General features: G+C 72.8%; 11 protein-coding genes. 1 reads left to right on the top strand and 10 read right to left on the bottom strand.

Annotated features, from left to right (window positions below):
- The first annotated feature begins 46 nt into the window (after nucleotides 1–46).
- Nucleotides 47–1,474 carry a pyridoxal phosphate-dependent decarboxylase family protein gene (locus ABD296_RS34720; protein ID WP_344277236.1) on the top strand — a complete coding sequence of 476 codons (1,428 nt, stop codon included), beginning with the start codon at nucleotides 47–49 and terminating at the stop codon, nucleotides 1,472–1,474.
- 7 nt (nucleotides 1,475–1,481) lie between these two features.
- On the opposite strand, the gene ABD296_RS34715 is transcribed toward ABD296_RS34720, so the two are convergent.
- The 10 genes from ABD296_RS34715 to ABD296_RS34670 form a co-directional block, all read right to left on the bottom strand.
- The gene (locus ABD296_RS34715) at nucleotides 1,482–2,057 is read right to left on the bottom strand and encodes a GNAT family N-acetyltransferase (RefSeq protein WP_344277234.1); all 576 of its coding nucleotides are present in this window, start codon (nucleotides 2,055–2,057) and stop codon (nucleotides 1,482–1,484) included.
- 73 nt (nucleotides 2,058–2,130) lie between these two features.
- The gene (locus ABD296_RS34710; protein WP_344277233.1) at nucleotides 2,131–3,594 is read right to left on the bottom strand and encodes a glutamate synthase subunit beta; all 1,464 of its coding nucleotides are present in this window, start codon (nucleotides 3,592–3,594) and stop codon (nucleotides 2,131–2,133) included.
- A 17-nt stretch (nucleotides 3,595–3,611) separates the two neighbouring features.
- A complete protein-coding gene (gene gltB, locus ABD296_RS34705; RefSeq protein ID WP_344277231.1) occupies nucleotides 3,612–8,162 on the bottom strand; it encodes a glutamate synthase large subunit in 4,551 nt (1,516 codons plus the stop codon).
- A 325-nt stretch (nucleotides 8,163–8,487) separates the two neighbouring features.
- Nucleotides 8,488–9,648, bottom strand: a complete 1,161-nt coding sequence (locus ABD296_RS34700; RefSeq protein WP_344277229.1) for a hypothetical protein — start codon at nucleotides 9,646–9,648, stop codon at nucleotides 8,488–8,490.
- Nucleotides 9,649–9,877: 229 nt separating this feature from the next.
- On the bottom strand, nucleotides 9,878–10,678 hold the full coding sequence (locus ABD296_RS34695) for a hypothetical protein (RefSeq protein WP_344277227.1): 801 nt from the start codon (nucleotides 10,676–10,678) through the stop codon (nucleotides 9,878–9,880).
- A gap of 105 nt (nucleotides 10,679–10,783) precedes the next feature.
- Entirely contained in the window at nucleotides 10,784–11,521 is a 738-nt protein-coding gene (locus ABD296_RS34690; protein WP_344277225.1) for a VIT1/CCC1 transporter family protein, read from the bottom strand.
- 10 nt (nucleotides 11,522–11,531) lie between these two features.
- Nucleotides 11,532–12,947: a prolipoprotein diacylglyceryl transferase gene (lgt, locus tag ABD296_RS34685; RefSeq protein ID WP_344277223.1), complete on the bottom strand. Its 1,416-nt coding sequence runs from the start codon at nucleotides 12,945–12,947 to the stop codon at nucleotides 11,532–11,534.
- A gap of 153 nt (nucleotides 12,948–13,100) precedes the next feature.
- Nucleotides 13,101–13,901, bottom strand: coding sequence for a DsbA family protein (locus tag ABD296_RS34680; protein WP_344277221.1), 801 nt, complete (start codon nucleotides 13,899–13,901; stop codon nucleotides 13,101–13,103).
- A 156-nt stretch (nucleotides 13,902–14,057) separates the two neighbouring features.
- Nucleotides 14,058–14,840 (bottom strand): DsbA family protein, encoded by a 783-nt coding sequence (locus ABD296_RS34675; protein WP_344277219.1) that lies wholly within the window; start codon nucleotides 14,838–14,840, stop codon nucleotides 14,058–14,060.
- A gap of 57 nt (nucleotides 14,841–14,897) precedes the next feature.
- Nucleotides 14,898–15,386 carry a vitamin K epoxide reductase family protein gene (locus ABD296_RS34670; RefSeq protein WP_344277217.1) on the bottom strand — a complete coding sequence of 163 codons (489 nt, stop codon included), beginning with the start codon at nucleotides 15,384–15,386 and terminating at the stop codon, nucleotides 14,898–14,900.
- Nucleotides 15,387–15,471 lie beyond the last annotated feature (85 nt).

The following is a 15,471-nucleotide window of genomic DNA, read 5'->3' as shown; positions in this document are numbered from 1 at the left end:
CCATTCCGTGTGATCGGCGGGGCCGGCGGTGTGGTGTTCTGGTGCCATGGGTGATCCTCTGGACGAACGTGACATCGCGGGGGCCGCGCTGGGGCTGGTCGCGGACGCGGCGGGGCCCTATCTGGGCGGTCTGGCGGAACGTCCGGTGCACGACCGGGCGATGGACGTGCTGCTGGACGAGCTGGACGGGCCGCTGCCGGAGCGGGGCGAGGGTTCGGTGGCGGCGGTCGAGCGGCTGGTGCGGGTGGGCACGGGGGCAGCGACGCACTCGTCGGGGCCGCGGTTCTTCCATTTCGTGGTGGGCGGGTCGACGCCGGCGGCGATGGCGGGCGACTGGACGGCGTCGCTGCTGGACCAGGCGGCGGGGCTGTGGCTGACGTCGCCGCTGGCGGCGCGGGCGGAGACGGTGGTGCTGCGGTGGCTGAAGGAGCTGTTCGGGTTGCCGGCGTCGTTCGGCGGGGTGCTGACGCCGAGCGCGACGCTCGCGCACGTGACCGGGCTGGCGTGCGCGCGGCACTGGTGGGCGGAGCGGCACGGCGTGGACGTCGCGTCGCGCGGTCTGGCGGGGCTCCCGGTGATGCCGGTGTTCAGCAGCGGGCTGGTGCACGTCAGCACCCGTAAGGCGCTGCAGATCCTCGGCTGCGGGCGGGACACGCTGCGGGTGTTCGCGCGCGACGACGCGGGCCGGGTGGATCTGGCGGCGATGGACGCGGCGCTGGCGGAGGCGGGCGGCGCGGCGGTGATCGTGGCGAACCTCGGGGAGGTCAACACCGGCGACTCCGACCCGATCGCCGAGCTGGCGGATCTGGCGGAGCGGCACGGGGCGTGGCTGCACGTGGACGGGGCGTTCGGGCTGTTCTCGACGTTGTCGCCGCGGTCGGCGCACCTGGCGCGCGGGGTGGAGCGGGCGGATTCGGTGACGGCGGACGGCCACAAGTGGCTGAACGTGCCGTACGAGAGCGGGTTCTCGTTCGTCCGGGATCCGGGGGTGCTGAGCCGGGCGTTCGGGGCGTGGGGCGCGGCGTACCTGCCGGACGAGGACGGTGAGCGGGTCAACTACAACATGCTGGGGCCGGAGTCGTCGCGGCGGGCGCGGGCGCTGCCGATCTGGGCGACGCTGCGGGCGTACGGGCGGGACGGGTACCGGGCGATGGTGGAGCGGCATCTCGATGTCGCGGCCCATCTGGGGAAGCTGGTGGAGGAGGCGCCGGATCTGGAGCTGCTGGCGCCGGTGCAGTTGTGCGTGGTGTGCTTCCGGTACCGTCCGCCGGGCGTGCCCGAGGACCGGCTGGACGAGCTGAACGCGAGGCTCGGTGAGGCGCTGCTGGAGGACGGCCGGGTGTACGCGGGCACCAGCACCTACCGGGGCATGACGGTGTTCCGTCCGGCGCCGTTGAACTGGCGGACGACGACGGCGGACGTGGAGCGCCTGGTGGAGGTGCTGAGGGAACTGGCGGCGGACCTGGCGCCGTAGATCGGGGTCAGCGGGCTCCGGGCCAGGGGCCGGGCGGGGTGTGGCCGACGGTGGCGGTCGCGACGGTGACGTCGTACACGCGGAAACCGCGGGCCTGGTAGTTCTTCAGCGCGGCGGGGGCGTCGTGGGAGCTGGTGGTCAGCCGGACGCGGCGGGTGGGCTTGCGGTCGTCCCAGCGGGCGGCGAGGTCCCAGGCGCGGGCGGTGCCGACGGTGAGCAGGTGCCCGCCGATGCCCTGGCCGGTGAAGGCGGGCAGCAGGCCGAAGCAGCTGATCTCGACGATGCCGTCGGGCTGCGGGTCGAGTTCGGCGTAGCCGGCGGGGGTGCCGCGGACGTGCGCGATCCAGGTCTCCACGCCGGGCCGCGACAGCCAGTTGAGCCACTGGTCGTAGGTCCAGGTCAGCCGGTCGGTCCAGTAGTGGTCGCCGCCGACCGCGGTGTAGAGGTACCGGCTCAGCTCGGGGCTGGGCAGTTCGGCGCGGACGATGCCGACGGGGACGTCGGGCGTCCGCGCCGGGCGCAGGTCGGCGGGGCCGACCTGCTCCAGGTGCCAGTCGGTGACCTCGATCTGCCGGGTCGGCATGGTAACCCCCGTACGCGCGACGCCGCCGCGCCTCCGGCGGACACCGGAGGCACGGCGGTCGAATGTTCGCGGATCAGGCTATCGGTCGCGCTGTGGGCGGAATCGGGTAGGGCAGGGCGGTGTGGCCGGTGAGGAACTGGTCGACCCCGTGCGCGGCGGCGCGTCCCTCGGCGATCGCCCAGACGATCAGGGACTGGCCGCGGCCCATGTCGCCGGCCGCGTAGACCCCGTCCACGGAGGTCTTGTACTCGCGGTCGCGGACGACGTTGCCGCGCTGGTCCAGCTCGACGCCGAGCTGCTCCAGCAGGCCCTCGCGCTGCGGGCCGAGGAAGCCCATGGCGAGGGTGACCAGCTGCGCGGGGATCTCGCGCTCGGTGCCCTCGACCGGCTTGAAGCCGGTGCCGGGGCCGCCGACCTCGACGATCCGCAGCGCCTGGACGTCGCCGTCCGCGTCGCCGACGAACTCGGTGGTGGACACCGCGTACAGCCGGTCGCCGCCCAGGCCGGCGAGCTCCTCGTGGGCGCTCTCCATCTTGAACAGCATCGGGTACGTCGGCCACGGCTGGGCGCCGCTGCGCTCCTCCGGCGGCCGCGGCATGATCTCCAGCTGGGTCACCGACGCGGCGCCCTGCCGGATCGCGGTGCCGACGCAGTCGGCGCCGGTGTCGCCGCCGCCGATCACGACGACGTGCTTGCCCGCCGCGTCGATCGGGGACTTCTCGAAGTCGCCCTCCTGCACCTTGTTGGACGGCGGCAGGTACTCCATCGCCTGGTGGACGCCCTTGAGCTCGCGTCCGGGGATGGGCAGGTCGCGCCAGACGGTGGCGCCGCCGGCGAGCACGACCGCGTCGTGGCGCTCGCGCAGCTCGTCGGCGGTGATGTCGACGCCGACGTTCACCGAGGTCTTGAAGGCGGTGCCCTCGGCGCGCATCTGGGCGAGGCGCCGGTCGAGGTGCCGCTTCTCCATCTTGAACTCGGGAATGCCGTAGCGCAGCAGCCCGCCGATGCGGTCGGCGCGCTCGTACACGGTGACGTCGTGCCCGGCGCGGGTGAGCTGCTGGGCGGCGGCGAGCCCGGACGGGCCGGAGCCGACCACGGCGACCTTCTTGCCCGTCTTCACCGCGGGCGGCTGCGGCCGCACCCAGCCCTCGGCGAACGCCCGGTCGATGATCTCGACCTCGACCCGCTTGATCGCGACGGGGTCCTGGTTGATGCCGAGGACGCAGGCGCTCTCGCACGGGGCGGGGCACAGCCTCCCGGTGAACTCCGGGAAGTTGTTGGTGGCGTGCAGCCGCTCGATCGCCTCGTGCCAGTCCTTGCGGTAGACGAGGTCGTTCCACTCGGGGATGAGGTTGCCGAGCGGGCAGCCCTGGTGGCAGAACGGGATGCCGCAGTCCATGCAGCGGCTCGCCTGCTTCTCCAGCCGGTCGGCGCCGAAGTTCTCGTAGACCTCCGACCAGCTCCTGATCCGGACGTCCACGGGGCGGCGCTTCGGGAGCTCCCGCTGGACGGTCAGGAAACCCTTCGGGTCAGCCATGTGGGAATCCCCCTCTCTCAGCCCTGTGCCGCGGCCATGACGGCCTCGTCGACGTCGCGTCCCTGCGCCTCGGCCTCGGCCATCGCGTCCAGGACGCGCCGGTAGTCGCGCGGCATGATCTTGGTGAAGCGGGCCGGGTCCCAGCCGGCCAGCAGCCGCTCGGCGACCTGCGAGCCGGTCTCGGCGAGGTGCCGTTCGACCAGGCCCTTGACGAACGCCTCGTCGCCCTCGTCCAGCGGTTGCAGGTCGACCATCTCGCGGTTGACGCGGTCGGCCACCAGGTCCAGAACGTAGGCGATGCCGCCGGACATTCCGGCCGCGATGTTGCGTCCGGTGCGGCCGAGGATGACGGCCCGCCCGCCGGTCATGTACTCGCAGGCGTGGTCGCCGACGCCCTCGACGACGGCGGTGGCGCCGGAGTTGCGGACGCAGAACCGCTCCCCGACGACGCCGCGGGCGAACAGCTCGCCCGAGGTGGCGCCGTACAGGATCACGTTGCCGCCGATGATCTGCTCCTCGGCGGCGAATGCGGCGTCCGCCGGGGGACGCAGCGTCAGCCGCCCGCCCGACAGGCCCTTGCCGACGTAGTCGTTGGCGTCGCCGACCAGCCGCAGCGTGATGCCGCGCGGGACGAACGCGCCGAACGAGTTGCCGGCCGAGCCGGTGAAGGTGACGTCGATGGTGTCGTCGGGCAGGCCAGCGCCGCCCCACTTCTTGGTCACCTCGTGGCCGAGCATGGTGCCGACCGTCCGGTTGACGTTGCGGATCGGCAGGTCGAGGGTGACCTTGTCGCCGAACGCGACGGCGCCCTCGGCGAGCTGGATGAGGGTGTTGTCGAGCGCCTTCTCCAGCCCGTGGTCCTGCGCGGCGACGCGGCGCGGCGCGTCCCCGTACGGGGTCTCGGGCGCGTGCAGCACCGGCGCCAGGTCCAGCCCGGACGCCTTCCAGTGCTCGACGGCCTCCCGGGTGTCGATCATGTCGACGTGCCCGATGGCCTCCTCCAGCGACCGGAACCCGAGCGCGGCGAGGTACTCGCGGACCTCCTCGGCGATGAACTCGAAGAAGTTCACCACGAACTCGGGCTTGCCGGAGAACCGCTGGCGCAGCACCGGGTTCTGGGTGGCGACGCCGACCGGGCAGGTGTCCAGGTGGCAGACCCGCATCATGATGCAGCCCGACACCACCAGCGGCGCGGTCGCGAAGCCGTACTCCTCGGCGCCGAGCAGCGCCGCGACGACCACGTCCCGGCCGGTCTTCATCTGCCCGTCGGCCTGCACGACGATCCGGTCGCGCAGCCCGTTCAGCAGCAGCGTCTGCTGGGTCTCGGCGAGGCCGAGCTCCCAGGGCGCGCCCGCGTGCTTGAGGGAGGTGAGCGGGGACGCGCCGGTGCCGCCGTCGTGCCCGGAGATCAGCACCACGTCGGCGTGCGCCTTGGACACCCCGGCCGCGACCGTGCCGACCCCGACCTCGGACACGAGCTTGACGTGCACCCGCGCCGCCGGGTTGGCGTTCTTCAGGTCGTGGATGAGCTGCGCGAGGTCCTCGATGGAGTAGATGTCGTGGTGCGGCGGCGGCGAGATGAGGCCGACGCCGGGCGTGGAGTGCCGGGTCTTGGCGATCCACGGGTACACCTTGTGGCCGGGCAGCTGCCCGCCCTCGCCGGGCTTGGCGCCCTGCGCCATCTTGATCTGGATGTCGTCGGCGTTGGTGAGGTACTCCGACGTCACGCCGAACCGGCCGGACGCGACCTGCTTGATCGCGCTGCGCCGCAGGTCGCCGTTGGCGTCCGCGGTGAACCGGACCGGGTCCTCGCCGCCCTCGCCGGTGTTGGACTTGCCGCCGAGCCGGTTCATCGCGATCGCGAGGGTCTCGTGCGCCTCCGCGGAGATGGAGCCGTAGGACATCGCGCCGGTGGAGAACCGCTTGACGATCTCCGATACCGGCTCGACCTCCTCGATCGGCACCGGCGTCCGCCCGCCCTCCTTCAGCTTGAACAGCCCGCGCAGGGTCATCAGCTTCTGCGACTGCGCGTCGACCTTGGAGGTGTACTCCTTGAAGATCTCGTAGCGGCGGGTGCGGGTGGCGTGCTGCAGCTTGAACACCGTGTCCGGGTTGAACAGGTGCGGCTCGCCCTCGCGGCGCCACTGGTACTCGCCGCCGATCTCCAGCGTGCGGTGCGCGGCCTCGTTCCCGCCGGGCGGGTAGGCGCGGGCGTGCCGCTCGGCGGCCTCGCGGGCCAGCACGTCGAAGCCGACGCCGCCGAGCCGGGAGGTGGTGCCGGTGAAGCAGCGCGACACGACGCGCTCGCCGAGGCCGATCGCCTCGAAGATCTGCGCGCCGGTGTAGGACGCGACCGTGGACACGCCCATCTTCGACATGACCTTCAGGACGCCCTTGCCGTACGCCTTGATCAGGTTCCGGACGGCCTTGTCCGCCTCGACGCCGTCCAGGGCGCCGCCGCGGACCATGTCCTCGACGGTCTCGATCGCCAGGTACGGGTTGATCGCGGACGCACCGTACCCGATGAGCAGCGCCATGTGGTGGCACTCGCGGGCCTCGCCGGACTCGACCACCAGGCCGACCTTGGTGCGGGTCTTCTCCCGGATCAGGTGGTGGTGGACGGCGCCGGTGAGCAGCAGCGACGGGATCGCGGCGCGCGCGGAGTCGGCGCCGCGGTCCGACAGCACGATGATCCGCGCGCCGGCCTCGATGGCCCGGCTGACCTCGGAGTTGATCTCCTCGAGGCGGGTCTCGAGGGCCTCGCCGCCGCCGGCGACCTCGTACAGGCCGTGCACGACGTGGGCCTGCAGGTGCGGCAGGGATCCCTCGTCGTCGATGTGGATGATCTTGGAGAGCTCGTCGTTGTCCAGGATCGGGGTGGGCAGCACCAGCCGGCGGCACGAGTCCGGGCCGGGCTCCAGCAGGTTGCCCTCCGGGCCGAGCGTGGACTGCAGCGAGGTGACGAGCTCCTCGCGGATCGCGTCCAGCGGCGGGTTCGTGACCTGCGCGAACAGCTGCTTGAAGTAGTCGAACAGCAGCCGCGGGCGCTCCGACAGCACCGCGATCGGGGTGTCGGTGCCCATCGACCCGATCGGCTCCGCGCCGGACCTGGCCATCGGGCCGAGGATGATCCGCTGCTCCTCGAGGGTGTACCCGAACGTCTGCTGCCGCTTGACGAGGGTGTCGTGCGTCGGGATCTCCCGCTCGCGCTGCGGCAGCTCCTCGAACCGGACCAGGCCCTCGTGCAGCCACTCCGCGTACGGGTGCTCGGCGGCCAGCTCCGCCTTGACCTCGTCGTCCTCGACGATCCGCCCGGCCTCGGTGTCGACCAGGAAGATCTTGCCGGGCTGCAGGCGGCCCTTGCGGACGACCTTGCCCGGCGGGATGTCGAGCACGCCGGCCTCGCTGGCCAGCACGACCAGGCCGTCCTCGGTCACCCAGTAGCGGCCGGGGCGCAGCCCGTTGCGGTCCAGCACGGCGCCGACGACGGTGCCGTCGGTGAAGCTGACGCTGGCCGGCCCGTCCCACGCCTCCATCAGGGTGGAGTGGAACTCGTAGAACGCGCGGCGGTCGGCGTCCATCTCGGCGTGGTTCTCCCACGCCTCGGGGATCATCATCAGCACCGCGTGCGGCAGCGACCGGCCGCCCAGGTGCAGCAGCTCCAGGCACTCGTCGAACGACGCGGTGTCGGACGCCTCGATGTCGATCACCGGGAAGATCCGGGACAGCTCGCCGGGGATCAGGTCGGTCTTCAGCAGCGCCTCACGGGCCCGCATCCAGTTCCGGTTGCCCCGGACGGTGTTGATCTCGCCGTTGTGCGCGATGAACCGGTACGGGTGCGCCAGCTCCCACGCCGGGAAGGTGTTGGTCGAGAACCGCGAGTGCACCAGCGCGATCGCGCTGGTGAAGCGGCGGTCCGACAGGTCGGGGAAGAACGGCTCCAGCTGCGGGGTCGTCAGCATCCCCTTGTAGACGATCGTCCGGCTGGACAGGCTCGGGAAGTAGACCCGGACGTCCTGCTCGGCGCGCTCGCGCATGCAGAACACGGCGCGGTCCAGCTCCAGGCCGGTCTTGCCCGCGTGCGGGCCGCCGGCGGCGGGCGCCAGGAACAGCTGCGCGAAGTGCGGCATGACGCGGCGGGCGGCCGGGCCGGTGAACGCGGGGTCGTGCGGGAGCTCCCGCCAGCCGAGCACCGTCAGGTGCTCCTCGGCGCACAGCGTCTCGACGTGCGCGACCGCGGCGGCGCGCTCCTCGGCGTCCGCCGGCAGGAACGCGATGCCGGCCGCGTAGGCGCCGGCCTCGGGCAGCGCGAAGCCGCACTCCTCGCGGAAGAACGCGTCCGGGATCTGGACGAGGATGCCGACGCCGTCACCGTCGTCCGGCTCCGCGCCCACGGCCCCGCGGTGGTCCAGGTTCTTCAGGACGGTCAGGGCGTTCTGGACGATGTCGTGGCTCTTGCGACCGTGCAGGTCGGCCACCATGCCGACCCCGCACGCGTCGTGCTCGTTCGCCGGGTCGTACAGCCCCTGGGATCCGGGGCGGCCCGGTGTGAGGGCAGCAGCAGCCATCAACCCTCCCGTCGTCGTCGTGTGTCACTGGCTTCGTGTCAGTGCAGTCCGGGACGACGTTGGCCCTGCTGCGGTGAGATGACATTACATCACTGCCGGGATCATGCCCGACTGCACCGGATCGCGAAACTTCTCCAGGGCGATCGGCTGCGTGTCATCTCCGAGTGGTTTAGACCAGGCTACCGGGTCGCGAAAGTCGCATAACGCCGTGACCTGGTGAGGATCATCACCGAGGGGCGAGGTTTACCGATCGGAAACCGCAACACGGCTGAAACACGCGCACGTTTCCGAGTAACCGCGGGACGGCGGCGCCGGCGGGTCCCGCTCAGTGGGACCCGGCGGCCGCGCGGCCCAGCACCGCCGGGGCCTTACCGCCCTCGATCAGCAGCGACAGCAGCGTCCCGTCCGACTCGTCGCCCGAGCCGTCCAGGCGCTGCGCCCACGACACCACCGCGTAGTGCCCCATCGCCAGCCCGCGCGCCATCCCGAAGCCCTGCCCGAACTTGTCGAGCGGCGCCGGAGCCGCCGGCGGCAGCACGAAACCGCCGCCGAGCGTGCGGTCCAGCAGCCCGACGAACCGGTCGGCGTCCGCCGAGCCCGCCAGGTTGAACACCGCGACCGCCAGCCCGTACCCGTGCCGGGTGTCGGAGTAGATCCCCCGAGCCGCCTGCGTGCAGCCGCCGCGCGCCAGGTCCGCCGCCACCGACGCGCCCCACACCGCGGCCGTGCAGTCGCCGTCCAGCTTCTCGGTCCGCAGCGTGAGCCGCACGTCCGTGCCTTCCACGGACAGCTTCGACGCCGACGACGGGAACGCCTCCACGACCGTCAGCGGCTTGGCGTCGGTCTTGCGGGACGCGATGGACGCGTACGCCGAGGACGACGGCGAACTGGAGTAGGAGTCCGGCGACCGGCCGTTGCCCGCCGCGGTGACCGTCGGCTTGCGCGGCGCGGCGCCCGCCTGCTTGCCGTCCCCGTCGTCGCCGCCCCCGCCGAGCGTCACGGCCGCGATCAGCCCGATCACCACCAGCACCGCGAGGGCCGCGGCGGCACCGAAGTACAGCTTCGCGCCGGGATTGCCCTTCCCTGTCCCGCCTCGGCTCACCAGGCCCTTCGGCTTGCCGGGTGCACGCCCTGCAGCGCCCTTGGCCGCCTTGCCGCGCCCTCGGGGTCTCCTGGTCCGTGCGGGCCTGCGGGCCGCGGCCGGACCGCCTTCGAGCGGGGGCTCCTGATCGCCGTAGGGGACGTCCGCGTAGGGCGGTTCCTGCTGGTAGACGTCCTGATCCGGGTAGCCGGGCTGCGCATAGGGCTCGGCGTACGACGGATCGGGGTAGGACTGCTCCGGGTAGGCCTCGGGCCCCGGCCCGGGGTCGTCGCCGTAGGGCGCGGGATCGACCGGGGCGCTCTCGGGCGGCGGCGCGGGACGCTCGCCCCGGCGGCGCCCTCCGGAACGTTCCTGCCGGGCGGCGCCGTCACGCGGCGACCCCACGCGGCGGGGTCCGCCCGTCCGGCCCGTGGTCCTGCGCGGGGCAGCGGCCTGCCGGCGGCCGGAACGGCCCGCCGGGGTCCGCCTCGGGCGGGCGCCGCGGCGGGCCGGGGGTTTGGGGTTCCACGACGGCGCAGACTACTGCCCGCGCGCCGGTGACACGCCCGCGTCCGGACGGCCCGCCGCGCCGCGCGAACGGCCGCGGCCACCGTGCTCTCCGCCGGTGCGCACCTTACGACGCCCCGCTGCCGGCCAGGTCGAGCCGCTGGTAGAGGAAGTCCCCGGCGTTCTCGACCACGAGGCTGACGTCGATCATCTCGTTGAGCGAGTCGGGACGGGCGCCGCCGGCCCGCTCCACCCACGTCACCACGGCGTAGTGGCCGTAGACGCTGGCGTAGGCGGCGGTGAACCCCGGCCCGAACGACGGGACGCCCTTGGGCTGCAGCGGCGTCAGCCATCCGGCGCCGGTCGCCTTGTCGAGGTCGCGCAGCACCTGCGCGGCCCCCTCCTGGCTCGCCAGGTTCACGACCATGAACTGGCCGACGTACTTCTTGTCCGGGCTCACGTAGGCGCTGCGGACCACCTGCGTGCAGCCGTACTTGGCGAGATCGCCCTGCAGCCGGGAGCCCCAGCTGGCCGCCTTGCAGTCGGAGGCCAGGTCCGAGGCGGCGAGCGTCATCGTGTACTTGCCCTGCTTGAGGGTCTTGCTGTCCGCGGAGAACGCCTCGCCCTGCGTGATCGCCCGGTTGTCGGCGGTGCGCTGGGCGATCTTGCCGAACCCGTCGCCGCTGAAGTCGGGCGTGTAGGCGGTCGGCGTCGCCTTCGCGGCGGCCTTGTCGTCGCCGCCTCCACCGCCGCCGAGGACGACCACGGCCACCACCGCGATCACGATCACGGCGACCACGGCGGCCGCCCCTCCGTACAGCAGCTTGGGGTTCGGGAGGTTCCGGCGGGGCTTGTCCTCCGGCCAGAAGTCCTGCCCTGCGCCGTCGCGCCCGGCCGCGGGGGAACCAGTATCACGCGCCTCGATCACGCCCCGGAGCTTAGCGGTCCGCCCGCACCCGCCGCGCCCAAAAGGGCGATTCATCCGTATTTGTTGTGCGGCCTCCGGCGGCGGGCCCCCGCCCGCCGCCGGCGCTCACAGCCCGGTGGTCCCGATGAGCGCGCCGACGGCGTAGGTGATCCCGGCCGCCGCCGCGCCGAACAGCAGCTGGCGCGCCCCGCCGAACCACCACGCCCGCGTCGTCACCCGCGACACCAGGGCCCCGGCCGCGAACAGGCCCAGCGCCGCCACCGCGGCCGCCGGCCACAGCGTGGACGCGCCCAGCAGGTACGGCAGCACCGGCAGCAGCGCCCCGACCGCGAAGGACAGGAACGACGAGCCCGCCGCCAGCAGCGGGGACGGCAGGTCCCGCGGGGACACCCCGAGCTCCTCCTTGGAGTGCACCTCCAGGGCCTCCTCGGGGTCGCGCGACAGCTGCCGCGCCACCTCGGCGGCCGTCTCCGCGTCGACCCCGCGCGCCTCGAAGACCGCGGCCAGCTCGCGCTGCTCGGCCGCCGGGTGGCGGGCCAGCTCCAGCCGCTCGATCTCGATCTCCGCCAGCGCCAGCTCCGACTGCGAGGCGACCGAGATGTACTCCCCCGCCGCCATCGAGAACGCGCCCGCCGCCAGGCCCGCCAGTCCCGCCAGCAGCACCACCTTCGGGTCCTGCCGGCCGCCCGCGATCCCCGCGATCAGCGCGAAGTTGGAGACCAGCCCGTCCATCGCGCCGAACACCGCGGGGCGCAGCCAGCCACCGCTGACGTCGCGGTGCTGGTGGTGCAGCTCCGGCGCCTGGCCGGACTTCTCCCCGGTCATCTCCCCCGAACCGGACATCGTGCCGTTCCTACTTCCCGTCCTTGACGGGCTCACCCTTCCCTACCCGCTCGGCAGCGTCGGCGGCACCGTCGGCCTCATTGTGCACGCTCGCGGCCGCCGGCTCGGGCTCCGCCACGTGCTCGGGCTCGGGCTCCGGAGCGGGCTCCGGGCTCTCGGCGGCCGGTTCCGCGACGGGCTCGTCGTCCTGCCGCTCAGCGGGCTTCTCCGCCGTCTCGGCGGCCGGCTCGGGTTCCGGCGTCCCGGCCGGCTCCGCGGGCTCGTCCACGGCGGGCTCCGCCGCCTCCGCCGGCTCGGGGGCCGCAGCATCCTCGTCCGCGGCCTCGTCCTGCTCGGACGCGTCCTGCTCGGGCTTGTCCGCCTGCTCGGGGTCGTCCTGCTCCGCGTCGTCCTCGTCGGCCTCGTCGTGGCCGGCATCGTCGTCGGCGGCGGGCTTGTCGGACGCGGCGTCGTCCGCCCCGGGATCACTGTCCGGCTCGCCGGCCTTCGCGTCCTTCCCGGACGCCGGTTCCGCGTCGCCGGCCTCGTCGGCGACGGCCGGGGCCGCGGCGTCACCGGCCGGGGCGGAGGCTCCGGGAGCATGCCCGACGACGGCCTCCGGGCCGGTCCTGTTGCGCGCGAGGTACAGGTAGCCGACCGCGCCCAGGAACAGCACGATCGAGGTGTAGTCGTTCAGCCGCAGGCCGAGGAAGTGGTGCGCGTCGTCGATGCGCAGCGCCTCGATCCAGCCGCGTCCCACGGTGTAGGCGGCGACGTAGAGCGCGAACGCGCGGCCGTGGGTGAGCTTGTAGCGGCGCTCCGCCCAGACGATCAGGATCGCCACGCCGATGCACCACAGCGACTCGTACAGGAACGTCGGGTGGTAGGTGCCGATGTTCTCGTACTTGGGGTCGAGGGCGGGGCCGTCGCCGAGCGTCGGGCGGTGGCTGGGGTCGATCTTCAGCGCCCAGAAGGTGTGCAGCGGCCTGCCGTACAGCTCCTGGTTCCAGTAGTTGCCCCAGCGGCCGACCGCCTGCGCGAGGACGATCCCGGGCGCGCACGCGTCGGCGAGCGCGAGGATCGAGATGCCGCGCCGGCGGCAGCCGATGTAGGCGCCGACCGCGCCGAGCGCGATGGCGCCCCAGATGCCGAGGCCGCCCTTCCAGATCTCCAGGGCGCGGACCGGGTCGCCGCCGCTGCCGAAGTACCGCTGGGCGTCGGTGATCACGTGGTACAGGCGCCCGCCGACCAGGCCGAACGGCACCGCCCACACGGCCACGTCGATGATCGTGCCGGGGCTGCCGCCCTTGGCCGTCCAGCGTCGCTCGCCGACCCAGACCGCGACGACGATGCCGAGAATGATCATGATCGCGTAGGCACGGAGCGGAATGGGTCCGAGGTGCCAGACGCCCTGGGACGGGCTCGGGATGAAGGCGACCGGGTGCATGACCGTTGACGTTACCGCCTCCGGCGGCATGGGACGGAAACGTCCGCGCGACCGACAGCCGATCGCTGCGCTACGGACACCGGTACGAGACCGTGCGAGACGCCGCGCGGGGCGTCCCGCACGGCGTCCCGCGCGGTCTCGGGCGGATGCCGCTCAGCCCTGCGACGGGCGCCGTCCCGCCGACCGCGGGGTGCCGGAGCCCGCCTTGGCGACGGCCTTCTGCAGGCCGTCCGGGGAGCTCAGGGCGTCGTTGCCGAGCTGGCCGCCGTTCAGCGCGAGGTACGGGGTGGCGGTCACCCCGGCCTTGCCCGCGTAGGCGGTGGCCTGGTCGACCTGGCCCAGCTTCTGCCCGCCGTTCACGCACCCGGTGAACGAGGGGGCGGTGACGCCGAGCCGCGCCGCCCACTTGACCAGGTCGGCGTTGGAGAAGCCCTTGTCCCCTTCGGGGGGCTGCTCGGCGTACAGCTTGTCGTGGTACTTCACCCAGTGGTCGGCCGGCATGCAGGCGGCGGCGTTGGCGGCGCGCCGCGAGTTCGACATCAGCGGGTCCTGCTGGAACAGCTGGAACGGCCGGTAGACGACCTTGACCCTGCCCTCGGCGGCGAGCTTCTTCATCGTGCCGCCGATCCGGGCCTCCATCGCCTTGCAGGCGGGGCACTGGAAGTCCTCGAAGACGTCCAGGACGGGCGCGGTGACGCCGGAGTTCGCCATGGCGACCGAGCCGTCCTGCTGCCGGGTGGCGGGCGCGATCGGGCCGGTGTAGTCGTCGACCTTCGAGCCGCCGCCCCCGTCGCGGCCCACCACGACCACGACGATGACGACCACGACGGCCACCGCCGCCACGGCGCCGAGGACGACCACCAGCAGCCGCCTGCGCCGCTGGGCCCCCGCGGCCCGCCTCCGCTCGTCCGCGAGCCGCTCCCGCGCGGAACGCTCCCTGTCGGCCTTGCTCATCGGTCCCCCATCGGCCGTGACGGTCTGTTGCCCGAGCACATCAGAGCGTAGTGGGGTCGAGCGTCCGGCGCGGTGAGGCGGCACGGAAGGCCGGCGGGTCGGGCGGCGGCCCGTCGAGGACGGACCGCCGCCCTCCCGGTCAGTGGTCGCCGGGGATCACTTCTTGCCGGACAGGGCGGCGGCCGCGTCGATGCTGACCTTCAGCGCGGACGCTTCCATGAACTGGCTGCTGTCGAGCTTCTTGCCGTCCAGGAACACCGTCGGGGTGCCGTCGACGCCGCGGGTCTGCAGGGCGTAGTTGGTCATCGAGTCCACGGTGGACTTCTTCTGCTCGTCCCGCACGCACTTCTCGAAGTTCGGGTCGGTGACGCCGACGTCCTTGCCCCACTTGACCAGGTCGTCGGGCGAGAAGCCCTTCTCGCCCTCGGCCGGCTGGAACTTGAACAGCGCGTCGTGGTAGGAGATCCACTTGTCCGCGGGGACGCACAGCGCCGCCTCGGCCGACCGCAGCGAGTTGGTCTTGACGGGGTCCTTCTGCTGCCCGAACAGGTGGAACGGCCGGTAGACGACCTTGACCTTGCCCTCCGCGGCGAGCTGCTGCACGGTCGAGCCGGTGGACGACTCGAACTGCTTGCAGATCGGGCACTGGAAGTCCTCGAAGATCTCCAACTCGGGCTTGGTCACGCCCGCCTTGGCCATCAGGACCGACCCGTCGGACTGCCGGCTGAGGGGGGCGAGCGCGCCCTTGTGCGCCTCGGCGTGCCCGTTCTTGTTCTTCTGGTCGATGACGAGGACGGTCGCCACCACGATCACCGCTACCGCGACCACCGACCCGATGACGATGGACAGCAGCCGCCGCTGCTTGGCCCGCGCCGCCTGCCGCCGCCGCTCGGCGGCCAGGCGCTCTCTCGCGGACCGCTCTCGTGCGGCCTTGCTCATTGGTACTCCTATGGATGGGGGCCGCGCGTGCTGCGAGCGGCGCGGGACCCGGCGGACCTAGTCGGCCTGACCGGCCCGCCGGAATTCGTCGAACAGAACGAGGACGAATAGCAGGATAGTGATGGCGTGGACCCCGCTGCACCACAGGCAGATCTTGTGCAGCACCGCCAGCTCGACCGTCACGAGGTACACCACGAACAGCACGCCCACCGACACCGCCGCGAGCCGCCCCCAGCGCAGCGGCGGCCACGGCGAGCGCAGCGCCCACGGGGTGATCAGCGCGCCGAACCCGACGAAGAACGCCAGCCCGAACAGCGGCATCGGGATGCCGGCCAGCGTGGAGTACTCGCTGGTCGTGACCGCGTGGCAGTCGACCGTGCTGGTGGCCGAGCACACCAGCGCGCCCTCGTCGTAGTGGCTGATCGTCAGGTAGACCGAGATGCCGAGCCCGGCCAGCGTCAGCAGCCAGGCCACGACCTGGTACCACGCGGCCGGGACGGGCGCCGCCGCGGCCGCGCGTTCCCGCGCCGTCATCTCTTGCGTCATCGTGGATCCTTCCGGAACGGCCTCCGTCGGCGAAGACACCTTACGGGAGCGGGAGGCCGTCACATGCATGAACCGGACGGGGGTG

The sequence above is a fragment of the Actinomadura napierensis genome (genome assembly GCF_039529375.1).
GTDB lineage: Bacteria > Actinomycetota > Actinomycetes > Streptosporangiales > Streptosporangiaceae > Spirillospora > Spirillospora napierensis.
The sequence above is the reverse complement of the archived record's forward strand: the minus strand, read 5'-3'. Positions and strand labels throughout refer to the sequence as shown.